General features: G+C 65.9%; 25 protein-coding genes. 6 read left to right on the forward strand and 19 right to left on the reverse strand.

Annotated features, from left to right (window positions below):
- Positions 1–31: 31 nt before the first annotated feature.
- The 10 genes from dmpG to WS62_RS00795 all read right to left on the reverse strand — a co-directional run bounded on the left by dmpG (position 32) and on the right by WS62_RS00795 (position 9627).
- Positions 32–1075: a 4-hydroxy-2-oxovalerate aldolase gene (dmpG, locus tag WS62_RS00750; RefSeq protein WP_066566418.1), complete on the reverse strand. Its 1044-nt coding sequence runs from the start codon at positions 1073–1075 to the stop codon at positions 32–34.
- The gene (locus tag WS62_RS00755) at positions 1072–1965 is read right to left on the reverse strand and encodes an acetaldehyde dehydrogenase (acetylating) (protein ID WP_066566421.1); all 894 of its coding nucleotides are present in this window, start codon (positions 1963–1965) and stop codon (positions 1072–1074) included. Before WS62_RS00755 ends, dmpG begins: the two co-directional genes overlap by 4 nt.
- A complete protein-coding gene (locus WS62_RS00760) occupies positions 1962–2804 on the reverse strand; it encodes a thioesterase II family protein (RefSeq protein ID WP_066566422.1) in 843 nt (280 codons plus the stop codon). The genes WS62_RS00755 and WS62_RS00760 overlap by 4 nt, the downstream gene beginning before the upstream one ends.
- On the reverse strand, positions 2801–3745 hold the full coding sequence (locus tag WS62_RS00765) for a branched-chain amino acid transaminase (RefSeq protein ID WP_066566424.1): 945 nt from the start codon (positions 3743–3745) through the stop codon (positions 2801–2803). Before WS62_RS00765 ends, WS62_RS00760 begins: the two co-directional genes overlap by 4 nt.
- A 14-nt stretch (positions 3746–3759) precedes the next feature.
- Positions 3760–4443: an RraA family protein gene (locus WS62_RS00770; protein WP_066566426.1), complete on the reverse strand. Its 684-nt coding sequence runs from the start codon at positions 4441–4443 to the stop codon at positions 3760–3762.
- Between the two features lie 7 nt (positions 4444–4450).
- Positions 4451–5248 (reverse strand): thioesterase II family protein, encoded by a 798-nt coding sequence (locus tag WS62_RS00775; RefSeq protein ID WP_066566428.1) that lies wholly within the window; start codon positions 5246–5248, stop codon positions 4451–4453.
- Between the two features lie 3 nt (positions 5249–5251).
- Positions 5252–6157: a chlorinating enzyme gene (locus WS62_RS00780; RefSeq protein ID WP_059472738.1), complete on the reverse strand. Its 906-nt coding sequence runs from the start codon at positions 6155–6157 to the stop codon at positions 5252–5254.
- 92 nt (positions 6158–6249) lie between these two features.
- Positions 6250–6510 carry an acyl carrier protein gene (locus tag WS62_RS00785; protein ID WP_010110190.1) on the reverse strand — a complete coding sequence of 87 codons (261 nt, stop codon included), beginning with the start codon at positions 6508–6510 and terminating at the stop codon, positions 6250–6252.
- Entirely contained in the window at positions 6507–8096 is a 1590-nt protein-coding gene (locus WS62_RS00790) for an amino acid adenylation domain-containing protein (protein ID WP_066566431.1), read from the reverse strand. Before WS62_RS00790 ends, WS62_RS00785 begins: the two co-directional genes overlap by 4 nt.
- Before the next feature lie 625 nt (positions 8097–8721).
- Positions 8722–9627: a LysR family transcriptional regulator gene (locus WS62_RS00795; protein WP_066566432.1), complete on the reverse strand. Its 906-nt coding sequence runs from the start codon at positions 9625–9627 to the stop codon at positions 8722–8724.
- A 102-nt stretch (positions 9628–9729) separates the two neighbouring features.
- Here WS62_RS00795 and WS62_RS00800 point away from each other — a divergent pair, with 102 nt between their 5' ends.
- The 3 genes from WS62_RS00800 to WS62_RS00810 all read left to right on the forward strand — a co-directional run bounded on the left by WS62_RS00800 (position 9730) and on the right by WS62_RS00810 (position 13191).
- The gene (locus WS62_RS00800) at positions 9730–10932 is read left to right on the forward strand and encodes an MFS transporter (protein ID WP_066566434.1); all 1203 of its coding nucleotides are present in this window, start codon (positions 9730–9732) and stop codon (positions 10930–10932) included.
- Between the two features lie 243 nt (positions 10933–11175).
- Positions 11176–11982, forward strand: a complete 807-nt coding sequence (gene dkgB, locus WS62_RS00805) for a 2,5-didehydrogluconate reductase DkgB (protein WP_066566436.1) — start codon at positions 11176–11178, stop codon at positions 11980–11982.
- Between the two features lie 69 nt (positions 11983–12051).
- Positions 12052–13191: an alkene reductase gene (locus tag WS62_RS00810; protein ID WP_066566439.1), complete on the forward strand. Its 1140-nt coding sequence runs from the start codon at positions 12052–12054 to the stop codon at positions 13189–13191.
- A 21-nt stretch (positions 13192–13212) separates the two neighbouring features.
- On the opposite strand, the gene WS62_RS00815 is transcribed toward WS62_RS00810, so the two are convergent.
- From WS62_RS00815 to WS62_RS00825, 3 genes are all read right to left on the reverse strand, one after another.
- Positions 13213–13578, reverse strand: a complete 366-nt coding sequence (locus WS62_RS00815; RefSeq protein WP_066566441.1) for an ArsR/SmtB family transcription factor — start codon at positions 13576–13578, stop codon at positions 13213–13215.
- Entirely contained in the window at positions 13562–14023 is a 462-nt protein-coding gene (locus tag WS62_RS00820) for an SRPBCC family protein (RefSeq protein WP_066566443.1), read from the reverse strand. Before WS62_RS00820 ends, WS62_RS00815 begins: the two co-directional genes overlap by 17 nt.
- Positions 14024–14165: 142 nt before the next feature.
- On the reverse strand, positions 14166–14819 hold the full coding sequence (locus WS62_RS00825; RefSeq protein WP_066566445.1) for a DUF1345 domain-containing protein: 654 nt from the start codon (positions 14817–14819) through the stop codon (positions 14166–14168).
- Between the two features lie 121 nt (positions 14820–14940).
- Between WS62_RS00825 and WS62_RS00830 the strand changes: the two genes are divergently transcribed.
- The gene (locus tag WS62_RS00830; protein ID WP_066492385.1) at positions 14941–15675 is read left to right on the forward strand and encodes a metallophosphoesterase; all 735 of its coding nucleotides are present in this window, start codon (positions 14941–14943) and stop codon (positions 15673–15675) included.
- 55 nt (positions 15676–15730) lie between these two features.
- Here the strand turns inward: WS62_RS00830 and WS62_RS00835 are convergent, their stop codons facing one another.
- The 3 genes from WS62_RS00835 to WS62_RS00845 form a co-directional block, all read right to left on the reverse strand.
- Positions 15731–16438 carry an RES family NAD+ phosphorylase gene (locus WS62_RS00835; RefSeq protein WP_066566447.1) on the reverse strand — a complete coding sequence of 236 codons (708 nt, stop codon included), beginning with the start codon at positions 16436–16438 and terminating at the stop codon, positions 15731–15733.
- Positions 16429–16848 (reverse strand): MbcA/ParS/Xre antitoxin family protein, encoded by a 420-nt coding sequence (locus WS62_RS00840; RefSeq protein ID WP_066566449.1) that lies wholly within the window; start codon positions 16846–16848, stop codon positions 16429–16431. The genes WS62_RS00835 and WS62_RS00840 overlap by 10 nt, the downstream gene beginning before the upstream one ends.
- A 461-nt stretch (positions 16849–17309) precedes the next feature.
- Positions 17310–18221, reverse strand: a complete 912-nt coding sequence (locus WS62_RS00845; protein WP_066566454.1) for a metal-dependent hydrolase — start codon at positions 18219–18221, stop codon at positions 17310–17312.
- A 490-nt stretch (positions 18222–18711) separates the two neighbouring features.
- Here WS62_RS00845 and WS62_RS00850 point away from each other — a divergent pair, with 490 nt between their 5' ends.
- Positions 18712–19053: an FKBP-type peptidyl-prolyl cis-trans isomerase gene (locus tag WS62_RS00850; RefSeq protein ID WP_066566456.1), complete on the forward strand. Its 342-nt coding sequence runs from the start codon at positions 18712–18714 to the stop codon at positions 19051–19053.
- A 47-nt stretch (positions 19054–19100) separates the two neighbouring features.
- Positions 19101–19868 carry an AraC family transcriptional regulator gene (locus tag WS62_RS00855; RefSeq protein WP_066566458.1) on the forward strand — a complete coding sequence of 256 codons (768 nt, stop codon included), beginning with the start codon at positions 19101–19103 and terminating at the stop codon, positions 19866–19868.
- Between the two features lie 237 nt (positions 19869–20105).
- Here WS62_RS00855 and WS62_RS00865 read toward each other — a convergent pair whose 3' ends face one another.
- Genes WS62_RS00865 through WS62_RS00875 form a run of 3 tightly spaced genes read right to left on the reverse strand, consistent with a single transcriptional unit; the run spans position 20106 to position 23928 of the window.
- Positions 20106–21272: a glycosyltransferase family 4 protein gene (locus WS62_RS00865; protein ID WP_066566468.1), complete on the reverse strand. Its 1167-nt coding sequence runs from the start codon at positions 21270–21272 to the stop codon at positions 20106–20108.
- Positions 21272–22456, reverse strand: coding sequence for a glycosyltransferase family 4 protein (locus WS62_RS00870; protein ID WP_066566470.1), 1185 nt, complete (start codon positions 22454–22456; stop codon positions 21272–21274). The genes WS62_RS00865 and WS62_RS00870 overlap by 1 nt, the downstream gene beginning before the upstream one ends.
- On the reverse strand, positions 22453–23928 hold the full coding sequence (locus WS62_RS00875; protein ID WP_066566939.1) for a glucose-6-phosphate isomerase: 1476 nt from the start codon (positions 23926–23928) through the stop codon (positions 22453–22455). Before WS62_RS00875 ends, WS62_RS00870 begins: the two co-directional genes overlap by 4 nt.
- Between the last annotated feature and the right edge of the window lies 1 nt (position 23929).

Raw genomic sequence — 23929 nt, forward strand, 5'->3', positions numbered from 1 at the left:
CGTTCGATCATGTGAAGCAGCGTCCGCGTGCTTACGCGGACAGCTCGCGAATCCGCTCGCCGTCGGTCGCGCGCTGCGCGTCCCGCTCGCGCGCGAGCCGGCTCGCCTCTTCGATGATGATGTCTTCCTGTCCGGCGACGAGCTTGCGCTCCGCGAGCCGCTTGTACAGCTCGAACTCGTTGACGCCGAACTCCTGCGCCGCCTTCTGGATGTGCGGCACGTAGCCGGAGAAGAGCCCGTACAGCCCGCTCGCGATGTTCGCCGGCTGGATGTGCGGCGTCTTGGGATTCAGGAACGCCTCAGTGCTGCGCGCGAGCGTCAGCACACGTTCGAACGTCGTGCGCGTGTCGTGCCCTTCCCGCTCCATCGCGGCGACGAGCGTCTCAAGTTGCGTATTGCCCGCGCCCGCGCCGAAGCCCTTCACGCACGCATCGACGATGCGCGCGCCCGCTTCGAGCGCGACGAGACTGTTCGCGACCGCGAGCCCGAGGTTGTTGTGCGCGTGAAAGCCGACGTCGATGTCGAGACCGTCGACGAGACGTTCGACCTTCGCGCGCACGAGCGACGGCGTCGAATAGCCGGCACTGTCCATCAGCACCACCGCCTGCGCACCGTAGCGCTCCATCAGCCGGGCCTGCGCGAGCAGCACGTCGGGCGGCGCCATGTGCGACATCATCAGCACACCGAACGCCGTCCGGCCGGCGAGCCTTGTCTGCTCGATGAAGCGAGCAGACACGTTCGCCTCGGTGCAGTGCGTCGCGACGCGCACGACGTCGACGCCGATCTCGAGCGCGAGCGCGATGTCCGCCGCCTTGCCGAGCCCAGGAATAAAATGCACGCCGAGCCGGCTCGTGCGCAGCGCGGCGCGCGCGGTCTCGAGCATCAGGCGATCGCCGATAGGCGTCTGCCCGAGCAGGCACGACGAGCCGCCGAGGCCGTTGCCGTGCCCGACTTCGACGACGTCGATGCCGGCGTCGTCGGCCGCGCGCGCATACGCATGAATCTGCGCGGCGCTCAGTTGGTGACGAATCGCGTGATTGCCGTCGCGCAAGGTCGCATCGCTGATCAGTATCATTGTGTGGCTCCTTGTCTGGCGGTTGCATGCCGATGCGAGGCGACCGCGAGCGCCGCGCAATTGATGATGTCCAGATTGCCCGCGTACTCGGGCAAATAGTCGCCGCGCCCGCGCACCGTCAGGCCGATCGTGATCCTGCCCTGGCTTTCGAGCGGCTCGACGACGAGCCGATAGCCGGGTACGTATTCGCGAACCTTCTCGACCATGTCGGCGACACGCGCGCGCACCCGCTCGAAATCTCGATAGCGCGCATACGCATAGAGCGTCGTCTGCATTCGCACGCCGGGCTCGGCGGGATTGATGTTGAGGATCGCCTTCGTCTTCTTCGCACCGCTGAACTTCGCGAGCGCGTACTCGGTCGTCGTCATGTACTCGTCGATGTTCTCGCGCGTCGCGATGCCGGCGCTGCGCGACGCGATCGCCGACACCACCTCCAGGTACTCGATCTCGTCGACCGCCTGCTTCAGCGCGTACGCGAGCGGCAGGCTCGCCTGCCCGCCGCAGGTGATCAGGTTCACGTTCTGCTCGGCGCCCATGTCATCCAGATTGATGCATGGGACGCACAGGCGTCCGAGCTTCGCGGGCGTCAGGTCGATCACGAACTTGTCCGCATCCGAGAAGAAGCGATTATTGAATTTGTGCGCGGCGGCCGACGTCGCGTCGAACACGAGGTCGTACGCGTCCTCGTGCTCCTTCAGGAAGTCGAGCCCGTCGCTCGACGTCTCGACGTTGCAGCTTCGCGCAAGCTTGAGACCTTCGCTCTGCGCATTGCGTCCGACGACGAACTTCAGATCGAATTGTTCGGATGCCTTGACTTTGAACATCAGATCGAGGCCGATGCTGCCCGATCCGAGGATCGCCACGCGCGTTCGCGATGACTTGTTCTTCATGTTTCGCTCTCCTCCGTCAAATGACGCACGCGCGCCGCCGAATCGCCCATGCCGCTCGGCGCGCCCGCCGCGTCGTGCGCGAGCAGATGCTCAAGTTCGCGACCGAGTTCGGCAAGCACGCCTTCTTCTTCGCTGTGCATAAAGAAATGGCCGCCGGAAAACCCGACGTAGCGCACGAGCCCGCTCGTCTCCGCGAGCCAGCCTTCGAGCCCGGCATCGCTGACGAGGCCGTCGTTCGCGCCGTGCAACACCAGCATCGGACAATCGAGCGGCGGCGCTTCGACGTAGCGGTACGTCGCCGAGATCGTCAGATCAGCGCGCAGCCGCGGCAGCCACAGGTCGCGCAACGCCGGATCGGCGATCAGCGCATCGGGTGTGCCGTTGTAATCGCGCACTGCGGCGATGAACGCGTCGTCGGGCAGCGCCTGGATGCCTGCGTCCCGCCATTTGAAGCGCGGCGCGCTGCGGCCCGACGCGACGAACAGCGACGGTGTCGCGAAACCGCGCGCGCGCAGCAAGCGTGCGAGATCGAACCCGATCAGCGCGCCCATGCTGTGGCCGAAGAACGCGTAGGGAAGATCGAGCAGCGGCGGCACGGTTTCCGCGAGCGCCGCGACGATCGGCTCCGCCTGCTCGATCAACGGCTCGCCGAGCCGATACTCGCGGCCGGGCAACTGCACCGCGACGACCTCGACCCAGTCCGGCAAGCCACCGGGCCACGTCCGGAAAATCGACGCGGTCGCGCCCGCGTAGTGGAAGCAGAAGAGACGCACGCGCGCTTCGCACGCCGCATGGACGATCAGCCACGGCGAATCGGCCGCCGATTCACGTGCGTTCATGACCGTGCTCCGTCGCGTGCCTGCACCGGCACGGGCGTGAGCCAGTTCCACTTGTCCGCATGCGTGCCGCGCACGATGCCGAAGTACTGATCCTGGATCGCCTTCGTCACCGGGCCGCGCTTGCCGCTACCGACAGGCATCCGGTCGACCGAGCGCACCGGACAGATCTCGACCGCCGTGCCGGTAAAGAAGATCTCGTCGGCGAGATACAGCATTTCGCGCGGCATGCTCGTTTCGGTCACGGTGTAGCCGAGGTCGCGCGCGATCCGGATCACGCAATTGCGCGTGATGCCGCTCAGGATGCTGCTGCCGATCGAAGGCGTGAAGATCTCGTTCTTGTAGACGAGGAACACGTTCTCGCCGCTGCCTTCGCTGACGAAGCCGTTCGCGTCGAGTGCGATGCCCTCGCTCATCCCGTTCTCGTGCGCCTCCATCACGATCGCCTGGCCGTTGACGTACTGGCCGCCGATCTTCGCGAGCGTGCTCGCCGCGCCCGAGCCATTGCGCCGCCAGCTGCTGACCTGCACGTCGACGCCCTGCTGCAGTGCCTCGTCGCCGAGATACGCGCCCCACGGCATGGTAACGAGCAGCGCTTCGGCCGGGCACTGCCGCGCGTCGAGCCCGAGCGATTCGCCCGCGCCGCGATAGACGAGCGGCCGGATGTATGCGCTGCGCTGACCGTTCGCGCGCAGCGTCTCGACGGTCGCTTCCATCCACTGTCCGACACTCATCGGCGACGGAATCCGCGCAACCTTGCAGCTGAACAGCAGACGCTCGAAATGTTCGCGGCCGCAGAGAATCGCCGCTTTGTCGCCGATCTCGTAGGCGCGCACGCCCTCGAACACGCTGGTCCCGTAATGCAGCGCATGGCTCATCACATGTACCTGCGCGCGCTCCCACGGCACCAGTTCGCCGTTCTTCCACACATAACTCGCTTTCATCGCTGTTGCGCTCCTCACATGACGTTGTATTGATTGAATGCGTCGACGACGCTGCGGCCTTCTGCGATCGCGTCCCGAACCTTGCGCTCGAGCCGGTTCTTCGCGATCGCGCGCGTGATGACCTCCTGCTCGGCTTCGCGCGGAATCACGCAGACACCGTCGCCGTCGCCGAAGATCAGATCGCCGGGCCGCACCCGAACGTGGCCGATAGTGATCGAGCAGCGATAGTCGACGACGTTGTGGCGGCCTTGCAGTCCGTACGCGTACGAGCCGTGCGCGAACGCCGGCAGCTTCAGATCGAGCATCGCGCTCGCGTCGCGCACGTGCGCGTTGAGCACGACGCCCGCCGCACCCAGCTTGCGTGCGCGCGAGACCAGCAGGTCGCCGAGCCGCGCGACTGCGGTCGGGCCGCCGCTCGCGATGTAGACCTCGCCGGGGCGCAGCGCCTCGACCGATTCGAACAGCAGTCCGAACGGCTTCGCGTCGTAACGCTTGAGGCCGCCGTGCGGCACGGGCGGCTCGTCCTGCACCGGCATCGCACGGCCGATCATCACCATGTCGCGACGCAGCGGGCGAATCTCCGGCGGCAGCATCGGGTCAGCGAACCCGAGCTGCTCCATCACGTCGCTGACGGGACAGGTCGAGAGCTCGGCGCGCAGCAGCGCGAACAGCTCGTCATCTGAATTCCACTGCGCCATTTGTCTGTCATCCGATTAGAGTGGAGCTCGCGTCGCTCAAGAGCGGCTCGAGCTCGCGGTTGATGTGGTCGAGCACCGACGCCTCTTCGTCGTGAATGAAGAAGTGGTCGCCGGGAAACCGGTAGCGCGCGAAGCTCTGTCGCGTCTCGCGCGCCCAGCCGGCGAGCCCGTCGTCGTGCACGAGGCTGTCGTCGACGCCATGGAAGACGACGATCCGGCAATCGAGCGGCGCCTGCCGCTCGTATCGATACGTCTCGAACACCGCGCCGTCCGCGCGAATCCGCGGCAGCAGCAGCTCGAGCAGCGCCGGATCCTCCAGAATCGCGTCGGGCGTGCCGTTGCAGCCGCGCAGCACGTCGACGAACTCGGCGTCCGACAGCCGATGCCGAATCACCTCCGGCTTCACGTCGGGCGCGTTCTGCGCGGACGCGATCAGCAGCCGCGGCTGCGGGTGCGCACGGGCGCGCAGCACCCGTGCGACCTCGAAGCCGATCAGCGCGCCCGTGCTGTGCCCGAAGAACGCGAACGGCCGATCGAGCAGCGGTGCGAGCGCGTCGACGAACGGCGCTGCGACTTCGTCCATCGAGTACAGGAGCGGTTCGTTCAGACGATTCTCGCGGCCGGGCATCTGCACGGCGACGAGCTCGACCTCGTCCGGCAGCGATGCGGCCCAGTGCCGGAAGATCGAACCACCGCTGCCCGCGTAGTGAAAGCAGAACAGCCGGATTCGCGCGTCGGGCTTCCGTTCGTCGGCGCCGAACAGGAACCAGCGGGCCTCGCATGCATTCATGTCGGCGCCGTCCATCGCTTACGCGAGCGCTGCCACGGCGGCGAGCGGCTTCGTCACGCGGTTATGGCCATAGCGGTCTTCGCCCGCCACCAGTACCGTCGCGTAGCGCTCGAGCGGCAGCACTTCACCGAAATGGTGAAACGAGTCCTGGCCCGAGTAGACCTTCACGTGGGTCGGCACGAAGCGCGTCGCCCAGCCGAAGCGCACCGAATCCTTGCTCGTGTTCGCATTCGAGCCGTGCATGCAGCGCGACGTGAAGATGAAGAACTGCCCCGGCTTCACTTCCATGTGCACCGCACGCGCCTCATCCGGCTTCCAGTCGGGATCGAGCTTCAGCTTCTCGTAGTCGTAGCCGTAGAAGCCCGACTTCTGGCCGTCGTCGAGCACGCGCTTGTTGAAGTTCTCCGGCTCGAACGGGATGTTGCGCTTCTCGTCGAAGTACCAGGTGCGGTGGCTGCCCGGCATCAGCTTCAGGCAGCCGTTCTCCTTCGTCGCCTCGCTCATCGCCACCCACGCGGTCAGCTCCCATGGGTGCCCTTCTTCGGCCGCCGTCGGCTCGAGCTTCTCGGTGCCCTCGAACTCGACGAAGCTCTCGGCCTGGTGCCAGTCGGTGCCTTCGTCGCCCGGATATTTCGGGAACCATTCGGTGCGCCAGCTCAGCACGTCCGGGCCGAGGATGCTCGAGATCCGGTCGACGATCTTCGGATGACTGATGATCTGGTTCAGCGCGGGCATGTCGAGATGGCGGTCGTAGTTGAGCTTGCTGTTCGGGAACGCCGCCCTCGTCACGTCGAGCAGATCCATCCGCACGTCTTCCCAGACACGGGTCATTTCTTCCGGCTCGTACAGCGTGAACGGACCGGCATAGCCGTTCTCGTAAAAGAACTTCTGCTCGGCTTCCGACAGGTGAAAACGCTTTTGCATCTCAGTTCTCCTAAATGTGGCGCAAGGCGCCATGTCCTGAAAAATCTGCTTGTCGCGGCCGCCGCTCGCGCGGCTCGTGAAACGCCCCCGGATCAGCCCGCGACCGGGGCCGCGGCGTTGCTGAGTTCGCGCAATGCGTCGATTTCGGCGCTCAACGCCGTCACCGTCGAGCGCGTCTTGTCGAAGAACAGCCTCGGAGACGGCGCGACGCCCGTTTTCGCCTTGATCTGCTTCAGCACTTCGACGAGATTGAGCGAATTGCCGCCGATGTCCAGAAAACGGGTATCGCCCGTCACTTTCTTGACGCCGATCACGCTCTCCAGAATCTGAATCAACATCGTTTCGGTTTTCATGAATTCACTTCCTCCTGGTTACTTTCGTTGATGCGGTGTTGCAATATCGACAGAAGCGCTTTGCGATCCGTCTTTCCCGATGACAACTGCGGAAACTGCTCGAGAACCGTGACGTGGCGAGGCACCATGTAGGCGGGCAGTTCCGCCGCGAGGCGTTGCTTGATCTCGTCGACCTGCAGGTCGGCATCGAGCGACGCGTCCCGCTCGAACAGCACGCCGGCGGCGAGCAACGTCTCGCCGTAGCGCGATTCGAGCAGCACGACCTCCGATCCGTACACGTGCGGCACGCTGTTGATGACTCGCTGGATTTCGCTCAAATGGATCCGATAACCGCCGATCTTCACTTCGTTATCCTTGCGGCCCATGTAATACAGGCTGCCGTCGGCGAGATACGTGCAGACGTCGCCCGTCCGATAGAACGGCACGCCGTCCAGACGAACGAGCCGCGCCGCCGTCTCCTCCGGCAAGTTCCAGTAGCCCTGCATCACCTGCGTGCCGCCGATCATCAGTTCGCCCGGCACGCCGGGCGCCGTGATCCGCTCGCCGCGCTCGTCGACGAGCAGCGTCCGCACGTGCTCGAGCGGCTTGCCGATCGGATAGAGCGCGCGCCGCTCGGGCTCGATCTCGCGAATCACGTGCGCGGTCGACGCGCAGGTCGCCTCGGTCGGACCATATGCATTGATCACCTGCACGCCCGTGTTCTTCCTGAGCCAGCGCTGGATCGTCTTCACGTCCGGCACGTCGGTGCCGGTGAGGATCGTCTTCAGGTGCGGCAGCGGCGCGGTCTCGAATTCGCCCGCCTGCGCGATCAGGCCGAGCATCATGCCCCACGCGGAGAAATGCGTGACGTCGTGCGTGCGAATCGCGTCGAACAGCAAGTCGGGCGCGTTCACGTCGTCGTGCACGTACAAAGACGCGCCCTGCGCGAGCGGGAACAGCATGTCCATCAGATACACGTCGAAATGCAGCGGCGAGAAGCTCGCGCATCGGGATTGCGACGTGACGTCGTAGACGACGCGCGTGCCTTTGAAGAAGTCGGCGATGCTGCGATGATTGATCAGCACGCCTTTCGGGCGGCCGGTCGAGCCGGATGTGTAGATGCAGTACGCGATCGCGGTTTCGTCGAGCGGCGGCAGCGGCAGCGGCTGCACGAGCGCATCGAACCGCGCCGAATCGTCGTCGGCGAGGAAACGCTCGAGCTCGCTTACCGGCATGATCGGCGCGGCGGACGGCAGCGCGTGTTCAAGCGCGTCGGTCGAGTCCTCGTCGGCGATCACGAGCGTCGGCGCGACGTCGTGCAGAATGTAGCGCAGGCGGTCGGCCGGCATGCGCGGATCGAGCGGCACGTGTACGCAGCCCGCCCTGAACACGCCGATGATCGCCGCGACCAACAGCGCGCGGCGGCTCGCCAGCATCACGACGCGGTCGCCCGGGCGGCAGCCCAGATCCTGCAGACGCATCGCGAAACGGGTGCTGAAACGGTCAAGATCGGCGTAGCTGAGATCGCCGCGTGAATCGGACAACGCGCATTTGTACGGCGTGCCGAACGCATGAGACTGGATTGCTTGAACGATGTGTCTGGCCATCTGACTGAATCCTCTTTGCGATGTCTCTTTACGGGCACCTTCGAGATTCAGGCGGCATTGCGCACCGGCAGACGAGCGAACGACCCTGCATGCGCGCCTGCGATGCACGTCCGTTCGTCAACGACTACCGGCCCCTCGTCGTTTAACTGCTTGTTGCTTTCTCTCAGACTGCTGGCTGCTTGTTCGAATCGTTCTGCCGATGCGCCGCCGGTCCGCCGATGGAGCGGCGCGCCCGCGTTCGGATGCAACGCTGGCGAGCGCGCATCGAACAGGCGGAGTGCGTGTTGCGCGGCGTCGGCTCGAATGCGTGTCGTTCGTCGCCACATTCGTTGATTGATAGGCTAGATGAAATTCCCCGCGGAAATACTTAGATCACTTCCAGAATATGCCTGCACGATTTCGGCGCGATTCAAGAATAAGGCCGAAGCAGTTATTTAAGCGTTTGTTGATGTTTTTTGGCAACCTAAATAAATGCATGGTCCGAAGCGTGCCGCCTCGCGTGCGGTTGCGTTTGTTTGCAGGCATGGGAAGCGCTGCATCGCACCGAATGCGCGCCAAAAAAAATGAAAGCGCATCTCGCCGCAGGCCTGATGCACTTGCCGATTCGACGCGCGGCATTTCTGTATCACGCGCGTTGCAATCCGATGCGTTTCATTTCGTCAGCCAGATAATCGATGAATGACGCGATTCGTGACGAGATCGCCGTATTGCGGTAATAAACCGCATGAATCGGTTGCAACACTTCGCGCGTCTGGCGCGGAAGCAGTTGCACGAGCCGTCCTTCGTCGCGGTCCGACGCGGTCATGAAGTCGGACAGGCAAACGATTCCCGCGCCCTGCAGCGCGAGCTGCCTGAGCGTCTCGCCGCTCGACGACGCCAGCGCCGGCGCGATCCGGTACGGCTCGCCGTCCCGTCCGAGCACCGGCCACTGATTCAGCGATTCCGGCTGGTTGAAGCCGAGGAGCGCATGCTTGCCGAGGTCGTCGACACGCCGCGGATGTCCGTGCGCATCCAGATACTCAGGACTGGCGAGGATCCTCACCCGGCTGCTGCCGATCGCGCGGCTATGCAGCGTCGAATCCCTCAGGCGACCGATCCGGATTGCGACGTCGGTGCGGCGTTCGAGCAGATCGATGATCTCGTCGTTGCTGTTGAGCTCCAGCTCGACGTGCGGATAGCGCGCGCGATAGCCGTTCACGAGCGGCACGACGACATGCAGCATGAACGGCGTTGCGGCATCGACGCGCAGCCGCCCGGACGGCCGCTCGCGACGCGCGGCCATCTGTTCTTCCGCGCGCTCGACCGATTCGATGATTGCACGCGCGTTCTGCAGGAATGCGCGTCCCTCCTCGGTCAGTTCCAGACGACGCGTCGTCCGGCGCAGCAGCGTCGTCTGCAGCTTCTTCTCGAGCCGGCCGAGCGTACGGCTCGTGGCCGACACGGTCAGGTCAAGCTGCTGCGCGGCCGCCGTGATCGATCCCGTGTCGACCACGGTCGCGAACGTCTGCAATTCGTCGAGCGTGATTTTCATACTTGATTTCAAATCAAAAGTATTTCGTTTATAGACCGCTTTTTCATCAAAAGTAAAGGGCGCACACTCCGCTTCGTCTTCATCGATGCCGGAACCGCCATCATGCCCGTCGCCCTCCTCGCGCTGACGCTCAGCGCCTTCGCCATCGGCACGACCGAGTTCGTGATCGTCGGCCTGATTCCCACCATCGCAGCCGATCTGCGGGTGAGCCTGCCGTCCGCCGGGCTGCTCGTGAGCCTTTATGCGCTGAGCGTCGCTGTCGGCGCGCCACTGCTGACCGCGTTGACTGGCCGCGTGCCGCGCAAGACGCTGCTCGCCGCGCTGATGGCGCTCTTCACGATCGGCAACCTCATCGCGTGGCGCGCGCCCGGCTATGAGTCGCTGATCGTCGCACGCGTGCTGACCGGGCTCTCGCACGGCGTGTTCTTCTCGGTCGGCTCCGTGATCGCGACGACGCTCGTGCCGAAGGACAAGACGGCAAGCGCAATCGCGACAATGTTCAGCGGAATGACCGTCGCGTTCGTCGCCGGCATTCCGCTCGGCACGTTCATCGGCCAGCACTTCGGCTGGCGTACGACGTTCGTCGTCGTCGCCGCGTTCGGCGTCGTCGCGCCCGTCGGCGCGCTCGCATTCATCCCGCGCGGCCTGCCGCATGCGCGCCCCGCGCCGCTCGTCGAGCAGGCCCGTGCGCTCGCGCATCCGCGGCTCCTGCTCGTCTATGCGATGACGGCGGTCGGCTATGGCGGCTCGCTGATCGCGTTCACGTTCATGGCGCCGCTCCTCGAGCAGATCGCGGGCTTCACGCCGTCGCAGGTGAGTCTCGTGCTCGTCGCCTACGGCGTGTCGGTCGCGGCCGGCAACGTCTGGGGCGGCAAGCTCGCGGATCGTCTCGGCCCGATCGGCGCGCTGAAACACATCTTCCTGCTGCTCTCGGTCGTGCTGTTCGCACTGACCTTCACCATCCATCACGCGGCGCTCGCGGTATCGACGATGCTCGCTTGGGGCGCCGTTGCGTTCGGTAACGTGCCGGGACTGCAAGTCTACGTCGTCAAGCAGGCGCGGCACTTCGCGCCTCGATCGGCGGAAGTCGCATCGGGATTCAACATCGCCGCATTCAACCTCGGCGTCGCGGGCGGTTCGTCGCTCGGCGGGCTCGTCGTCGCGCACGTCGGCCTCGGGCACACGCCGTGGATCGCAGGCGCGGTCACGCTCGGCGCGCTCGCGCTAACGGCGCTGAGCGGCCGCCTCGATCGTCGGGCGGGCTTGCCCGAACGAACCGCTGACGCCGGCTCGCTCGCGCATTGAAGGATGCCGGCAAGCGTGCCCATTGCCTTGCGCTCGTCCGGATGCCGAACGAATCGCAGGCCACGTGCGCCCTCCGACTCGATGCGCCGCGCGATTCACCGCGTCAATACGGCGACGCGTCCACCGCGCTGCTTCGCGAGCGGATCGTTATCGGGCGAAGCGCGCATGCAACCGCCGATACACCGCATCGACGGCATTCCATTTCCACCCACCTCCCGAAACATCAGCACTACGGAGCATGACATGAACACCATTCCCGCATTCGGTCTCGGCACGTTCCGCCTGCAAGGCCAGGCCGTGATCGATTCCGTGCGCGACGGCCTCGAACTCGGCTATCGCGCGATCGACACCGCACAGATCTACGGCAACGAAGCGGAAATCGGCCGCGCGATCGCCGAATCCGGCGTGCCGCGCGACGCGCTCTTTCTCACGACGAAGATCTGGGTCGACAACTACGCGAAGGACAAGCTCGCGGCGAGCCTCGAAGCGAGCCTCGCGAAACTGCGCACCGATTACGTGGACCTGACGCTGATCCATTGGCCGGCGCCCGGCAACGGCATTGCAATCGAGGAATTCATGACGGCGCTCGCCGAAGCGAAAGCAGCCGGCCTCACGCGCGGGATCGGCGTGTCGAACTTCACCGTCGCGCTGACGCAGCGCGCGATCGCCGCTGTCGGCCGCGACACGATCGCGACGAACCAGATCGAGCTGAGCCCGTATCTGCAGAACCGCAAGCTGGTCGAGTTCCTGCAGCGCGAGCGCATCCATGTGACGTCGTACATGACGCTCGCCTACGGCAAGGCGCTCGGCGATCCGACGCTCGTCGAGATCGCGCGCCGCCACGGCGCGACGCCCGCGCAGGTTGCGCTCGCATGGGCGCTGCAGCTCGGCTACTCGGTGATTCCGTCGTCGACGAAACGCGCGCATCTCGCGAGCAATCGGCTCGCGCAGCAGCTTCGCCTGACCGACGACGAGCTCGCGCAGATCGCGGCGCTCGAACGCAACGGCCGCGAAGTGAGCCCGGACGGCCTCGCACCCGCCTGGGACTGACGCAGCCGCTGCTGCCTGATCGAACGCATCCGCGGCGTGCGCGCCGTATTACCTATCCGGAGAGTGAACATGACGAACGACGATCCCCTGTTCGAACCGCTGCAACTCGGCGGCCTGACCCTGCCGAACCGCATCGTGATGCCGCCGATGACGCGCTCGCGCGCGACGCAGCCCGGCGACGAGGCGAACGCATTGATGGCCGCGTATTACGCGCAGCGCGCGAGCGCCGGCCTCATCGTCAGCGAAGGCACCTACGTGGCGCCGCTCGCGAAGGGCTATGCGTGGACGCCCGGCATCCATACGCCCGCGCAGATCGCGAGCTGGCGAGAAGTCACCGACGCCGTGCACGCGGCGGGCGGGCGCATGTTCGCGCAACTGTGGCACGTCGGGCGGCTGAGCCACACGAGCCTGCTCGGCGGCGCGCAGCCGGTGTCGTCGTCCGCGTTGCAGGCCGAAGGCGTCAGCGTGTTCGTCGCGGGCGATGGCGGCGCACCCGGCTTCGTTCAGGCATCGACGCCGCGCGCGCTCACGCTCGACGAGATTCCGGAAATCGTCCGCCAATTCCGCGACGCGGCGCGCAACGCGATCGAAGCCGGCTTCGACGGTGTCGAGCTGCACGGTGCGAACGGCTATCTCGTCAATCAGTTCATCGATTCGAACGCCAACACGCGAACCGACGCATACGGCGGCTCGCTCGAGAACCGGCTGCGCTTGCTCGGCGACGTCGCGCGCGCGTTGATCGAAGGCACCGGCGACGCCGCGCGCGTCGGCATCCGTCTCGCGCCGCTGACGACGCTCAACGGCTGCGTCGACGCCGATCCCGAGACGACGTACGCCGCGGCCGTGAAGCTGCTCGACGAGATCGGCGTCGGCTACATCCACATTGCCGAAGCCGACTGGGAAGACGCGCCGCACATGCCGGTGTCGTTCAAGCAGCGGCTGCGCGCCGCTTATCGCGGCGTGATGATCTATGCAGGCAAATACACGGCGGAGCGTGCACGCGAAGCGATCGCCGAAGGCTGGGCCGACCTGATCGCGTTCGGGCGTCCGTTCGTCGCGAATCCGGATCTGCCCGCGCGAATCCGGCAGAATGCGCCGTGGAATGCGCATCGGCGCGAGACGCTGTTCGGCGGCGATGCGCGCGGGCTTACCGATTACCCGTCGCTCGCGGAGGAAGCCGCGATGCCGGTCGCCGAACGCGTCGGGTAGGCATCGCGAGCGGCGCCGCCGTCATTCCTCGACGGCCTGCCTGAGCCGCAGCAACGCCCGATCCCACTGCCGTCCGATCGCGTCCAGCGCCGCCCGCGCCGCGTCGATCTGCGCGGGCTCGAAGCTCCACAGCCGCTCGCGCCCGACCCTCACGCCGCGCACGAGCCCCGCTTCCGCGAGCACCTGCAGATGTTGCGTGACCGACTGTCGCGTGATGTCGGTGCCCGCGGTAATCTGCGCGATCGACAGCGCCGCCCCCGCGCACAGCGCGGCGACGATCCGCAGGCGGGTCTCGTCGCCGAGCGCGGCGAACACCGCCGCGCAATCGCGCAACTGCGTGCGCTTGAGCGGCGCGCGCGGCGGCCGCCCGTCAGCGCGCGTCGACATGCGCGGCGATGTTCTTCATCTGCTCGTCCCAGCCGCCGCTGTTCATCCGGAACGCGTCCGCGCGGCGCTCGATCGGCAGCTTGTCGAAGCCCGATTCGACGACGGTGAGCAGCGTGCCGGCTTCGGCGTCGGCGAGCTCGAACACGACGAGCGTCGGCGTCTCCTGCGAGTAGTCGACTGCGGGATCGACCGCGGCCGGATGCCAGCGATACGAGAAGTGACGTTCCGGCTCGATCCGCTCGATCCGCATCTGCAGCACCAGATGCTCATAGCCGGGATAAGTGATGCGGCCTTCGACGCGCCGTCCCGCTTCGAACGCCTGCCCTGTCAGATCGACGCGAAACCACGCGCCGAACTCATCGGCGTTCGTCAGCGCGCGCCACACCCGCGAGCGCGGCGCGTTCAGCACGATCCGCTTTTCGATACGATCGGTCGATGTGTTCATATGCAGCCTCCTGGCTGCATATTAGGCAGCGCATCCGGGCAATGCAAGGAATCGGCTGCATATTACGAAAATCGCCCAGGCACCGCGGCATATGCGCGAATGCGCACGACTGACGCAGCATGCAACATCCGGGCCTTCGATTTCAGCTCAGCAGCCCCGCCGCGACGTTGACCGACAGTCCGAGCACCGCCATGTTGAAATAGAACGACAGGATCGACTGCGCGAGCGCCGCACGCCGGATCGACCTGCCGCGCAGCGATACGTCCGACGTCTGCGACGCAACCGCGATCGTGAACGAGAAGTACAGAAAATCCCAATAATCGGGCTCGAGTTCGCGGTCCGGAAACGACAGCGCGCGCGCTTCCTTCGGCGACAGATAGTAGAGCCGCGCATAGTGCAGCGTGAAGATCGTCGGAATCAGGAACCACGCGCCGAACATCGTCGCACCCGTCACCGCATAGTGCCCGAGGCCCGAACGGAACCCGACGCTTTTCACGCTGACGAGCTCGAGCACGATTGCTGCGATGCTCGCGACCGTTGCAAAACAGATGATGGTCAGCACGATCGTCGCGTTCTCGTCTTCGCGCATCGCGATCTCGCGCACCTTGTGATGATGCGCGCGCACCATCCTCACCCACATCAGCACGAGATACAGCCAGATCGTGCAATCCCAGCCGATCAGAATGCGCGCGAACGGCCGCAGCGGGTGCGGGAACAGCAGGCCGAACGCGGCGCCGATGGCGACCGCGGTCACCATGCGCGGACGATTGCGCAGCACTTGCGGATAGAACGTCATGGTTTCTCGCCGGGATATTCGAAAGTCGAGTGAAAGTTCGCGCCGCCGCTGCGGCGCGTCGCAGCGATTATCGTCATGTTGTCTCGCTGCGCCAAGCGCGGCTGTGTCCTAAGATGGGCGAATGGACACCGCTCCCCTGATCCGTCGCCATACCGCGAACCATGCCGGCCGCGATTTCGTCGTCGGCGATCTGCACGGCTGCGTCGATCCGCTGCGCGTGCTGCTGCACACCGTGCGCTTCGATCCGGCACGGGACCGGCTGTTCTCGGTCGGCGACCTCGTCGACCGCGGCGCGCAGTCGGAGGCGGCGCTCGCGCTGCTCGACCACCCGTGGTTCCACTGCGTGCTCGGCAATCACGAAGACGTGCTGTGCTCGGTCGCTGCCGGCAGGCTGCCGATGAGCGTCTGGCAGCGCATCGGCGGCGACTGGGCGGCCGATCTGCCCGCCGAGACGCTCGAACGCCACGCAAGGCGGCTGCGCGAGCTGCCGCTCGTGCGCGTCGTCGGCGACGGCAACGAGCGCTTCAACGTGCTGCATGCGGAATTCTTCGGCAGCGATGCCGATCTCGACCGCGGCGACTACGCGCCGGACGTGATCACGCGCCTGCTGTGGGGCCGCGAGCTCGCGTACGGGCGCACCGATCCGGCCGCGCGGCAAAACGGCCTGTCGACCACCTACTGCGGGCACACGCCGATGCACGATGTCGTGCGCATCGGCGCGCAGACCTTCATCGACACCGGCGCGTTCGATCCGTCGGGCCGGCTCACGCTGCTCGACACGAAGAGCGGCGAATGCTGGTCGCTGTCGGTCGCGGCCGCGCGCCAACAGGGCGCGGCCGACGTCCCGCTGCCTTGACGCGATTCAGTTGCCTCGATGCGCCGCCGCGCGGCGTCGTGCCCGGCCCGCGCGCTCAGCCGACCTGATTCAGCTCGAACACCGCGTCGATCGCCGCGCCGTTCCAGTTGTATTCGAGATACGCGGCATGGTGACAATCGCGCAACAGCGCCGTCCTGAACGCCGCGAGACACTCGCCGCCCGGATCCCGCACCGACGGATACGCGATGCCCGCGCCGCCCGCATCGCGCACCGCATGGCCGAATGCCTGGCCGGCCGTATAGTCGACGGGATCGAGGAGCGCCGGATCGCGCTCGCGCCACGCGCGCACGTCGGCGACCCCGCCTTGCGCGACCACCGTGTAGAGCCGCATTTGCTGACGCATCGGCGGCTCTTTCGTCGCGGCAAGAAACAGCGACGCGTGGAAGCGCGTCTCCGCGATCGCCGTATTGCGCGTGTGCGCACAATAGAACACGCCATAGCTGCCGTCCGAGAAACGGCTGCCGTTCGGATTCAGGTGCGTGAACGCCGCCATGATCGGCCCGTAGCCCGGCCCGAAGCGGCGCTCGTCGGGCGGCACGAGGCCGAGCACGCCGACTTCGGTGCGCACGCGGTCGTTGGTCAGCGCCTCAAGCGCGTAGAGCGCGTCGAAGTCCTCGGCCGACGCAACGCGGTCGAACAGGTTGATCGCGGGAAAGCGCGTGGGAATCACGCGATAGGCGGGCGTCCAGTGAAGCGCCGCGGTGGGCCAGTTCGTCTGCCGTTCGGGGAAATTCACGCCCATCCGCCTCGCGTCGCGTCGAGATATTGCCGCACCGCGATGAGATCGCTGATGTTCCCCGCAAGCATCCGGTCGAGCGCGCGCTTGCCGTTGAACGGCACGGCGTCGTTCGGACGCTTGACCCACGCGTCCGCCGCGGTCGGCTGCGGCAGCAGGATCTGCAGCGCCTTGTAGATGCCGAGCACGAGCGACAGGCGCTCAAGCGTGTCGTGCGTGAGACGCGCGGTTTGCGGCGACGCCTTCCATTTGAAGAACGTCGAGCGGCCGGGCGAGCCCAGCAGGACGATCTGCTCGTCGGTCGACAGATCCCAGTCGCGCGCGATGTTGAAAAATGCGCGCAGGCCGGCCGCCGACATTTGCGCGACCGTCGCCTCCGGCGGATGCGGGAGCGGCTTCAGAACGGGATGGGACATGGCGGTTAGTCTCAAAATGAATCTACTAACAAGATTAGTCCATTTTGAGATCATTGCAAGAAAAATGATGGCGGATCCCGATAAGCGGCGGATTGGGCCGGTTGGTAGGGTCTGAACGCCGCAAGGTGGCGGAGATTCGGCCGATTTGGGATGGACGTGCGGCTTGGGCGAGTTGAACTGCGTGGGCGGCTTGGGCGGTCGACAAATCGGCGAATCGGCGAGTTGGCGAGTTGGCGAGTTGGCGAGTTGGCGAGTTGGCGAGTTGGCAGGTTGGCAGGTTGGCAGTTGGCAGTTGGCAGTTGGCGAACCGGCGGTCGGCAGCAGGCAGCAGCATTGCCGACTGGCTCGACGACACGGAGAAACGCAAGGGTGACAGACCGACTCAACGGCAAGCGGCACGAAGGCGGCGACGCGCCATCAGGCGCGCCGTCAAATACGGCGGCCCGGCCGATCGCGCCGGCTCACGCCGGCTTCGCGCCGTCGAGATCGATCGGCGGCAGCGTTTTTTGCGCGTCGCGCGCCTGCGTCGCCGCGACGATGCCGTCGACGCGTTTGAGATGATGGCGATTGTCGTGATCCCACGGATGGAAGCCCGGCCGAAAGAAACTCAGCCATTCGCGCGCGATGCTCGGGAACATCCCGTGGCGCGGTCCGTACAGCAGCTTGATCACGCGCCAGAGGCCGCGCACGCGATGATCCGCGTAGCGGTCCGAACGAATCAGGCGCGTATGCAGCAGGAACACAGTCGGCCAGAACGTCAGCGTCGTCATGAGAAAAATGCCGGCGCGAATCAGATAGCGCTTCGGACCAGGCTTCATCACCGCGTTCCACACGTCGAACGACACCGCCTTGTGCTCGGTTTCCTCGAGCGCGTGCCACTGCCACATCTGCTTGTAGCCTTCGTGCGAGCCGGCGAACACAGCCGGATCGGACAGCAACCAGTTCGCGAGCATCGCCGTGTAGTGCTCGGCCGCGACCGTATGCGCGAGTTGCACCGAATGCGGCAGCACCTTCTTCAGCCAGCCGAGCACCTTCCACACGCGCTTGTCGAGCTTGCGTGCGGGCAGGCGGTTCGCCTGCATCAGTTCGTTGTACTCAATGTGCTCGCGCGTGTGCATCGCTTCCTGACCGATGAAGCCGAGCACCTGTTTCTTCAGCACTGGATCGTCGATCCGGTCGCGGTAGTTGCGCACCGAATCCATGAAAAAGCGTTCGCCCGCCGGAAACAGCAGCGATAGCGCATTGAAGAAATGCGAGACTTGCGAGCCCTGCCCGTGCCAATTCGTCGCGCGCTCGACCGGCAGATTGAAGCGCAGGTCGCGGCGCACGGGCATGACGAACACGGGGTCCGTCGACTTCGCGGGTTGATTCATCGATGTCTCCTATCTGAGCGATCGTTGGCTGTGTCGACGCGGGCCAGGCCTGCATCGCATCCGCCGGCGAAAGGCTCGCGCAATTCGACGGTTCGACGCCGGGTCGCTCGCGCACCGGCCGCCGCATACCGTCGGCACCCGCCGAGTCACGCGGCGCCGGCCGCCGCACGCTCGCAGTTCGGCCGCCACAACCTTTACATTAATAGCTGAAACAATATGGCGAGGATGCGCGGATAAGCAAGGCGCGTGTTAGTGGCGGCCTTCCAAACGACGAGCGGCCGCAAAGCGCCGTGACGCGCGCCGCAGAGCCAGGCGTGGCGGGCGATTCGGCGTAGTTGTGCCGGCTATTGCCTCGTCTCGTAAACGCAATCTCGGGCCGCTTTTCCGCCGCATCGCGCGAATCCGCCAAGCCGTGCGCGCCGGGAAATCCGGCCGAGATCGCGCGGCTCCCCTACAATAGCGATCATTTCGTTTCCTTCAGGAGCATTTCATGACAGTCGTCACCACCGAATCGGGCCTTAAATACGAAGACCTGACCGAAGGCGCGGGCGCCGAAGCGCGCGCGGGCCAGACGGTGAGCGTCCACTACACCGGCTGGCTTACCGACGGTCAGAAGTTCGATTCGAGCAAGGACCGCAACGACCCGTTCGCGTTCGTGCTCGGCGGCGGCATGGTCATCAAGGGCTGGGACGAAGGCGTGCAAGGGATGAAGGTGGGCGGCGTGCGCCGTCTGACGATCCCGCCGCAACTCGGCTACGGCGCGCGCGGCGCGGGCGGCGTGATTCCGCCGAACGCGACGCTCGTGTTCGAAGTCGAACTGCTCGACGTCTGACGCCGGCATCGTTCCGTCGTCAGACGACCATCGACCGTCGCCGCATCATGGCCCGCCTCGCTTCGCCGACGCTCTCGCTGCGCCGCTACGGCGCCATGCAGGAGTCGGACGTGCACGACTTCCATCAGATCGTGCTCGGCGTCGACGGCTCGATGACGATGACGGTCGACGGCGCCGACGAACGGATCGACTACCGCTCCGCCTGGCTGATTCCGGCAGGCTCGCGACACGAATACGCGGGGCTCGGCGACAACAGCCAACTGGTGCTCGACCTGCCGCTCGGATCGCTCGCGGTGCCCGAGCGGCTGTTCGAGCGCGCGAAGACGCTGCCGATCGATCCGGGTCTGACGACGCTCGTCGGCGAACTCGCGTCGCGCGTCGTACCCGAGCCGCGCGTCGACGTCGCATCGGTCCGGCGCTTCCACTGGCAGGCGGCCGCGCGCCTCTGCGGCGCGCTCGTCGGCGAGCTGGGCGGCGCGTCGCCGCGGCCGGCCGCCGGGCTCGACTTCGCGCGAATCGACCGCTGGCTGCGCGCGCATCTCGCGGAGCCGCTGCGAATCGCCGATCTCGCCGCCCACTGCGGCTTCGGCATGCGGCGTTTCCATCAGCTCTTTTGCGACGCTTTCGGCGAAACGCCGCATCGCTATCTGCAACGGCTGCGGCTCGATGCCGCTGTCGTATTGCTAGGGGATCCGAAGCGTTCGCTGACCGATATCGCAGGCGAAGTCGGATTCGCCGATCAGAGCGCGTTCACGCACGCTTTCACGAAACGGTTCGGACTCGCACCCGGGCAGTGGCGCGGCGATCGGCACTGAATTTTCAGCGCACGCAGTCGGCCGCCGGTTCGAGCGGCACGACGATGCAGAGAACGCACAACGGCTCGCGCAACGCTTGCGAACATCGTTCGAAAACGCCCGGCCGGCGGCATTGCACCGCACGGCGTCCTGCCTCGACCAGACTCACCAGAAAATCCACGACGGTGCAGTGCGGCCCATCCTTCGCGCCGCACATTGCGCGCGGGTAGGCGAACGTCCGAACGCCGCGTCCGCACATCACGCTCCTGCCCGAATCGCTTCCTCGTAAACCTCCGCGACGCGCCGCGCGATCACCGCGTTGTCGAAATGCTCGCGCGCATACCGCCGGCACGCATCGGCATCCGGCAGAACGAGTGAGCCCGACAACGCCGCTGTCAGCCCGTCCGCGATCGCGCGCGCGCCGATCTCGGGCAACACGAGCGCCTCGGACAAGCCGGCGACCGCCTCCGGCAGCCCGCCGACGGGCGTCACGAGCACCGGCGTGCCGGACGCGAGCGATTCGACGGTGATGAGGCCGAACCCTTCGAGCGCGACGGTCGGCACGACGCTCAGCATTGCCGCGCGATACAGCGCGGCCAGATGATGGTCCGGCACGAAGCCGAGCAGTTTCACGTTGTCGCCCAGTTCGGCGTCATCGATCCGCTTCTGCAATTCGCCTTCGAGCCGCCCCTTGCCTGCGATCAGCAGCAGGACGTCCGGATGCCGGCGCCGCACGATCTTCACCGCGTCGATCAGATCCTCGAGCCCCATGCGCCGCACGAGCCGCCGCACCGCGAGCACGATCGGCCGGTCCTGCGGCAGTTGCAGCTTGCGGCGCGCGTCGGCGGAGGTCATCGGCAGATCGAATTGCGCGGTGTCGACGCAACCCGGCACGACGCGCACGCGGTCCGGATCGACGTTGTAGCGCGACGTGAGAATCTGGCCGAATGCGTTCGACAGCACGATGAGCCGCAGCGAACGCGCGTAGACCGCCTGTTCGAGCCGGTGCTTGACCTTCTGCCCGAGCGAATCCGCGCCTTCGACGTGACTCTCGTCCGCCCACGGTCCCTGGAAATGCGACACCTGCGGAATGCCGCGCGTCACGTCGAGACCGGGGAACGTGTACAGCGCGAAATGCGACGACACGACGTCCGGCCGCTCGATCCGAACCACGTCGCGCAGCGCGTGGCGCGCGGCGATCATCCGGCGCGGCAGCGACGACGTCGCCGGACCGAAGCCGCGGATCGCGCCACCCGTGTCGGCCGCGACGCGCTCGGAGCCCGCGACGACGCCGCGCACCGCGACGCCCGCGCCCGGCAGCGCGCCGACGAGCGAGTAATACATGCGGTCGAGCCCGCCCGCGCGTTCGGGAAACCAATGCATGCCGATTTGCAGTGACTTGATCGACGTTACGGTGTGCTTCATTACAATGGCTCCTGCGTCACGGCATGCTCGGCGCTGACGAGCGACGGCGACTGCGACGACTGGCGCAGCCGCCGATACAGCGCGATGTATTGCGCGCCCATGCGCGCCCACCCGAATCCCTCCATCAGCTTGCGCGCCGCCTCGCCCATCGCGCGGCACGCTTCGCGCGAGCGCGCGAGGCGTCCGATCGCCTGCGCGAGCGCGACCGGATCGTCGGGATCGTCGAGCACGATCCCGCAGTCCTGCGTAATGATCTCCGCGCCGCCCGCGGTGCGGGCGGTCACGATGGGCAGCCCCGCCGCCATCGCTTCGAGCAGCGACAGGCTCATCGCTTCGTAGCGCGAAGGAAACACATACGCATCGACCGACGACATCAGTGTCGGCATGTTCTTGACGAGCCCGAGGAAATGCACGCGCGAATCGATCTTCAGCGCGCGCGCCTCGTCCGGATACGGGCTGCCGGGCAAGTATCCCGCGACCGCGAGATGCACGTCCGTCGGCAACTGCGTCAGCGCCTTCAGCACGGTGCCGAGGTTCTTGCGCGGCGTGCGCAGATCACCGACGAACAGCAGCATGAATGGTTCGGATGGCAAACCGAATGCATTGCGATCGGGCGCCGCGTTCGCGAACGCCTGCGTGTCGACGCCGTTGTAGATCACGCCGATCCGTTCGCCGTCGATGCCGATCCGCTCGATCTCGTCGGCCACCTTCCGCGACACGGCCGTAATCGCGCGCGAGCGGCGGTACGCCCAGCGTTCGAGCAGCGCGTTCGTTCGCGTATAGATGTACTGATACGCGGACCACAGCCCCTTCGACAAGCCGAACGGGTAGTAGGGGCTCGCGAACCAGCCGCCGTGGACGAAGTGCGCGGTATTCACGTCAGCGCGCACCCACGAGATGAAGCCGTTGACGTGCAACACGTCGTACGCATCGCGATGGTTGCGCAGCCACCATGCGCTCTTGATCGCGAACACCTGCTGCTTGACGAGGTGTGACGGCCAGAAGCGGCCCACCTTCATCGGAATCCAGCGCACGCGCGCATCCGCGAGCAACTCCGGCGCGACATTCGACGCGACGAGCGTCACCGGATAGTTCTCCGCGAGCGCCGCTCGCGCGATCTCGTAGTTGACGCGTCCCTGGCCGTCGTTATGCCGCACGACGTGCGTGACGATGACGATTCTCACTGGTCGGCTCCCGGAAAACGCGCGGCGCTCGCGCGCTGTAGCTTTTGCCAGTGCGCCGCGGACAAGATCGAAAATATGCTCATGAACAGCAACAGCCCTCCCGTGCCGATGAACGAATTGGTGAAGACGAGCATCGCGAAGACAGACAAACTGAGACTCAGGCACGCGGCGACGAACTTGTCGCGGCGCAGCCGGAACGATGCGCGCAGCACGCGGCCGAGCAGCCACACGAACCCGAACAGATAGAGCAGCGTGCCGGGCCAGCCGAGCACGAACGGCACGTTCATCACGCCGCTGTCGAAGCTGCCATACTTGCCGAGATCGCCGTTGCTGCTCGACAGCTTCGTCGACGCGCCGGTCGCGCCGAGCCCTTCGCCCGCGACGTCGGTAAATGCGGTCTGCGCGAACGTCGCATAGAACTTGTTGCGATCGTCGTAGCTGCGGTCATCCTTCAGGTTCGTGATCGATTGCAGGCGCTGGCCGAGGCGGTCCGCGACGGGCCCGACGGTCAAGAGCGGCACGCACAGCGCGGCCAGCACGATCGCGCTGCCGATGATCCGCACGCGCACGCGATTGCTCGATTTGGCGAGCTGGATCACGAGCGCGATCACCCAGCCGCCCCACGTCGATCGCACGAGACACAGGCAGAACGAGATGAAGCCGGCCGCGCCCGCAATCCAGCGCACGCGCTCGGTCGCGGCGATCATGAACACGAGCGCGCCCATCATCGCGAACGCGAACGGCCCCGACGAATTCATCGTGCTGAACACGCGCACGCCATACGGCACCGGATCGCCCTGCGAACTCATCTGCGAGCCGACCATCCACAGCACGTCCCACTTCGGCATCACGAAGAACTGCACGATTCCGTAGACGCCCATCACGAGCATTCCCCAGACGAACGTCGACAGAATCACCTTGCGATACTCGGGGTAGTCGCGCGAATTCACGACGATGTGAAAGCCGATCAGCACCGGGTAGAGCCAGTTCGCGAGGTCGTAGATGGCGGCGAGCGGCCCGCTCGACACGACGCCGACGAGAAACGCGTACATCAGGCCGAACAGGATCAGCAGCACCGGCAATCCGCGCCGCTCGGCGAGCACCCTGTAATGGCGCAGCAAGCCGAGCCCCGCGATCATCGTGACCGCGAGCGGCGCGATCTGGATCAGGCTCGTCGGCGTATACGCGCCCTTCGACCAGTCGGCGAGGCGTCGCACCTCGGGGCTCAGGAACCACATCCACCACATGAAACCGACATAGCGCGCCGGGCTCATGAAGTACAGCCACAAGCCGGCCGCGATCGCGAGGCACGGAAAACCGTACGTCAAAATCGTGCCCTGATGCGCGGCGATCAGCAGTGCGGTGACGGTCCACAAGCCCACCTGCGCGACCCAATGCTTCGGATCGCTCAGTAACTTGCGCCGGCTCGCGCCTCGGCCGGATGCAGGAACGGGCAGGGTCGTCACGCTCATC

The sequence above is a fragment of the Burkholderia sp. ABCPW 14 genome, assembly GCF_001523835.1.
Classification (GTDB): Bacteria; Pseudomonadota; Gammaproteobacteria; order Burkholderiales; family Burkholderiaceae; genus Burkholderia; species Burkholderia mayonis.

What these genes read in the sequence shown, in the direction of transcription:
- dmpG (WP_066566418.1), bottom strand. Translation starts at nt 1,075, where the DNA reads ATGATACTGATCAGCGATGCGACCTTGCGCGACGGCAATCACGCGATT.
- WS62_RS00755 (WP_066566421.1), bottom strand. Translation starts at nt 1,965, where the DNA reads ATGAAGAACAAGTCATCGCGAACGCGCGTGGCGATCCTCGGATCGGGC.
- WS62_RS00760 (WP_066566422.1), bottom strand. Translation starts at nt 2,804, where the DNA reads ATGAACGCACGTGAATCGGCGGCCGATTCGCCGTGGCTGATCGTCCAT.
- WS62_RS00765 (WP_066566424.1), bottom strand. Translation starts at nt 3,745, where the DNA reads ATGAAAGCGAGTTATGTGTGGAAGAACGGCGAACTGGTGCCGTGGGAG.
- WS62_RS00770 (WP_066566426.1), bottom strand. Translation starts at nt 4,443, where the DNA reads ATGGCGCAGTGGAATTCAGATGACGAGCTGTTCGCGCTGCTGCGCGCC.
- WS62_RS00775 (WP_066566428.1), bottom strand. Translation starts at nt 5,248, where the DNA reads ATGGACGGCGCCGACATGAATGCATGCGAGGCCCGCTGGTTCCTGTTC.
- WS62_RS00780 (WP_059472738.1), bottom strand. Translation starts at nt 6,157, where the DNA reads ATGCAAAAGCGTTTTCACCTGTCGGAAGCCGAGCAGAAGTTCTTTTAC.
- WS62_RS00785 (WP_010110190.1), bottom strand. Translation starts at nt 6,510, where the DNA reads ATGAAAACCGAAACGATGTTGATTCAGATTCTGGAGAGCGTGATCGGC.
- WS62_RS00790 (WP_066566431.1), bottom strand. Translation starts at nt 8,096, where the DNA reads ATGGCCAGACACATCGTTCAAGCAATCCAGTCTCATGCGTTCGGCACG.
- WS62_RS00795 (WP_066566432.1), bottom strand. Translation starts at nt 9,627, where the DNA reads ATGAAAATCACGCTCGACGAATTGCAGACGTTCGCGACCGTGGTCGAC.
- WS62_RS00800 (WP_066566434.1), top strand. Translation starts at nt 9,730, where the DNA reads ATGCCCGTCGCCCTCCTCGCGCTGACGCTCAGCGCCTTCGCCATCGGC.
- dkgB (WP_066566436.1), top strand. Translation starts at nt 11,176, where the DNA reads ATGAACACCATTCCCGCATTCGGTCTCGGCACGTTCCGCCTGCAAGGC.
- WS62_RS00810 (WP_066566439.1), top strand. Translation starts at nt 12,052, where the DNA reads ATGACGAACGACGATCCCCTGTTCGAACCGCTGCAACTCGGCGGCCTG.
- WS62_RS00815 (WP_066566441.1), bottom strand. Translation starts at nt 13,578, where the DNA reads ATGTCGACGCGCGCTGACGGGCGGCCGCCGCGCGCGCCGCTCAAGCGC.
- WS62_RS00820 (WP_066566443.1), bottom strand. Translation starts at nt 14,023, where the DNA reads ATGAACACATCGACCGATCGTATCGAAAAGCGGATCGTGCTGAACGCG.
- WS62_RS00825 (WP_066566445.1), bottom strand. Translation starts at nt 14,819, where the DNA reads ATGACGTTCTATCCGCAAGTGCTGCGCAATCGTCCGCGCATGGTGACC.
- WS62_RS00830 (WP_066492385.1), top strand. Translation starts at nt 14,941, where the DNA reads ATGGACACCGCTCCCCTGATCCGTCGCCATACCGCGAACCATGCCGGC.
- WS62_RS00835 (WP_066566447.1), bottom strand. Translation starts at nt 16,438, where the DNA reads ATGGGCGTGAATTTCCCCGAACGGCAGACGAACTGGCCCACCGCGGCG.
- WS62_RS00840 (WP_066566449.1), bottom strand. Translation starts at nt 16,848, where the DNA reads ATGTCCCATCCCGTTCTGAAGCCGCTCCCGCATCCGCCGGAGGCGACG.
- WS62_RS00845 (WP_066566454.1), bottom strand. Translation starts at nt 18,221, where the DNA reads ATGAATCAACCCGCGAAGTCGACGGACCCCGTGTTCGTCATGCCCGTG.
- WS62_RS00850 (WP_066566456.1), top strand. Translation starts at nt 18,712, where the DNA reads ATGACAGTCGTCACCACCGAATCGGGCCTTAAATACGAAGACCTGACC.
- WS62_RS00855 (WP_066566458.1), top strand. Translation starts at nt 19,101, where the DNA reads ATGGCCCGCCTCGCTTCGCCGACGCTCTCGCTGCGCCGCTACGGCGCC.
- WS62_RS00865 (WP_066566468.1), bottom strand. Translation starts at nt 21,272, where the DNA reads ATGAAGCACACCGTAACGTCGATCAAGTCACTGCAAATCGGCATGCAT.
- WS62_RS00875 (WP_066566939.1), bottom strand. Translation starts at nt 23,928, where the DNA reads ATGAGCGTGACGACCCTGCCCGTTCCTGCATCCGGCCGAGGCGCGAGC.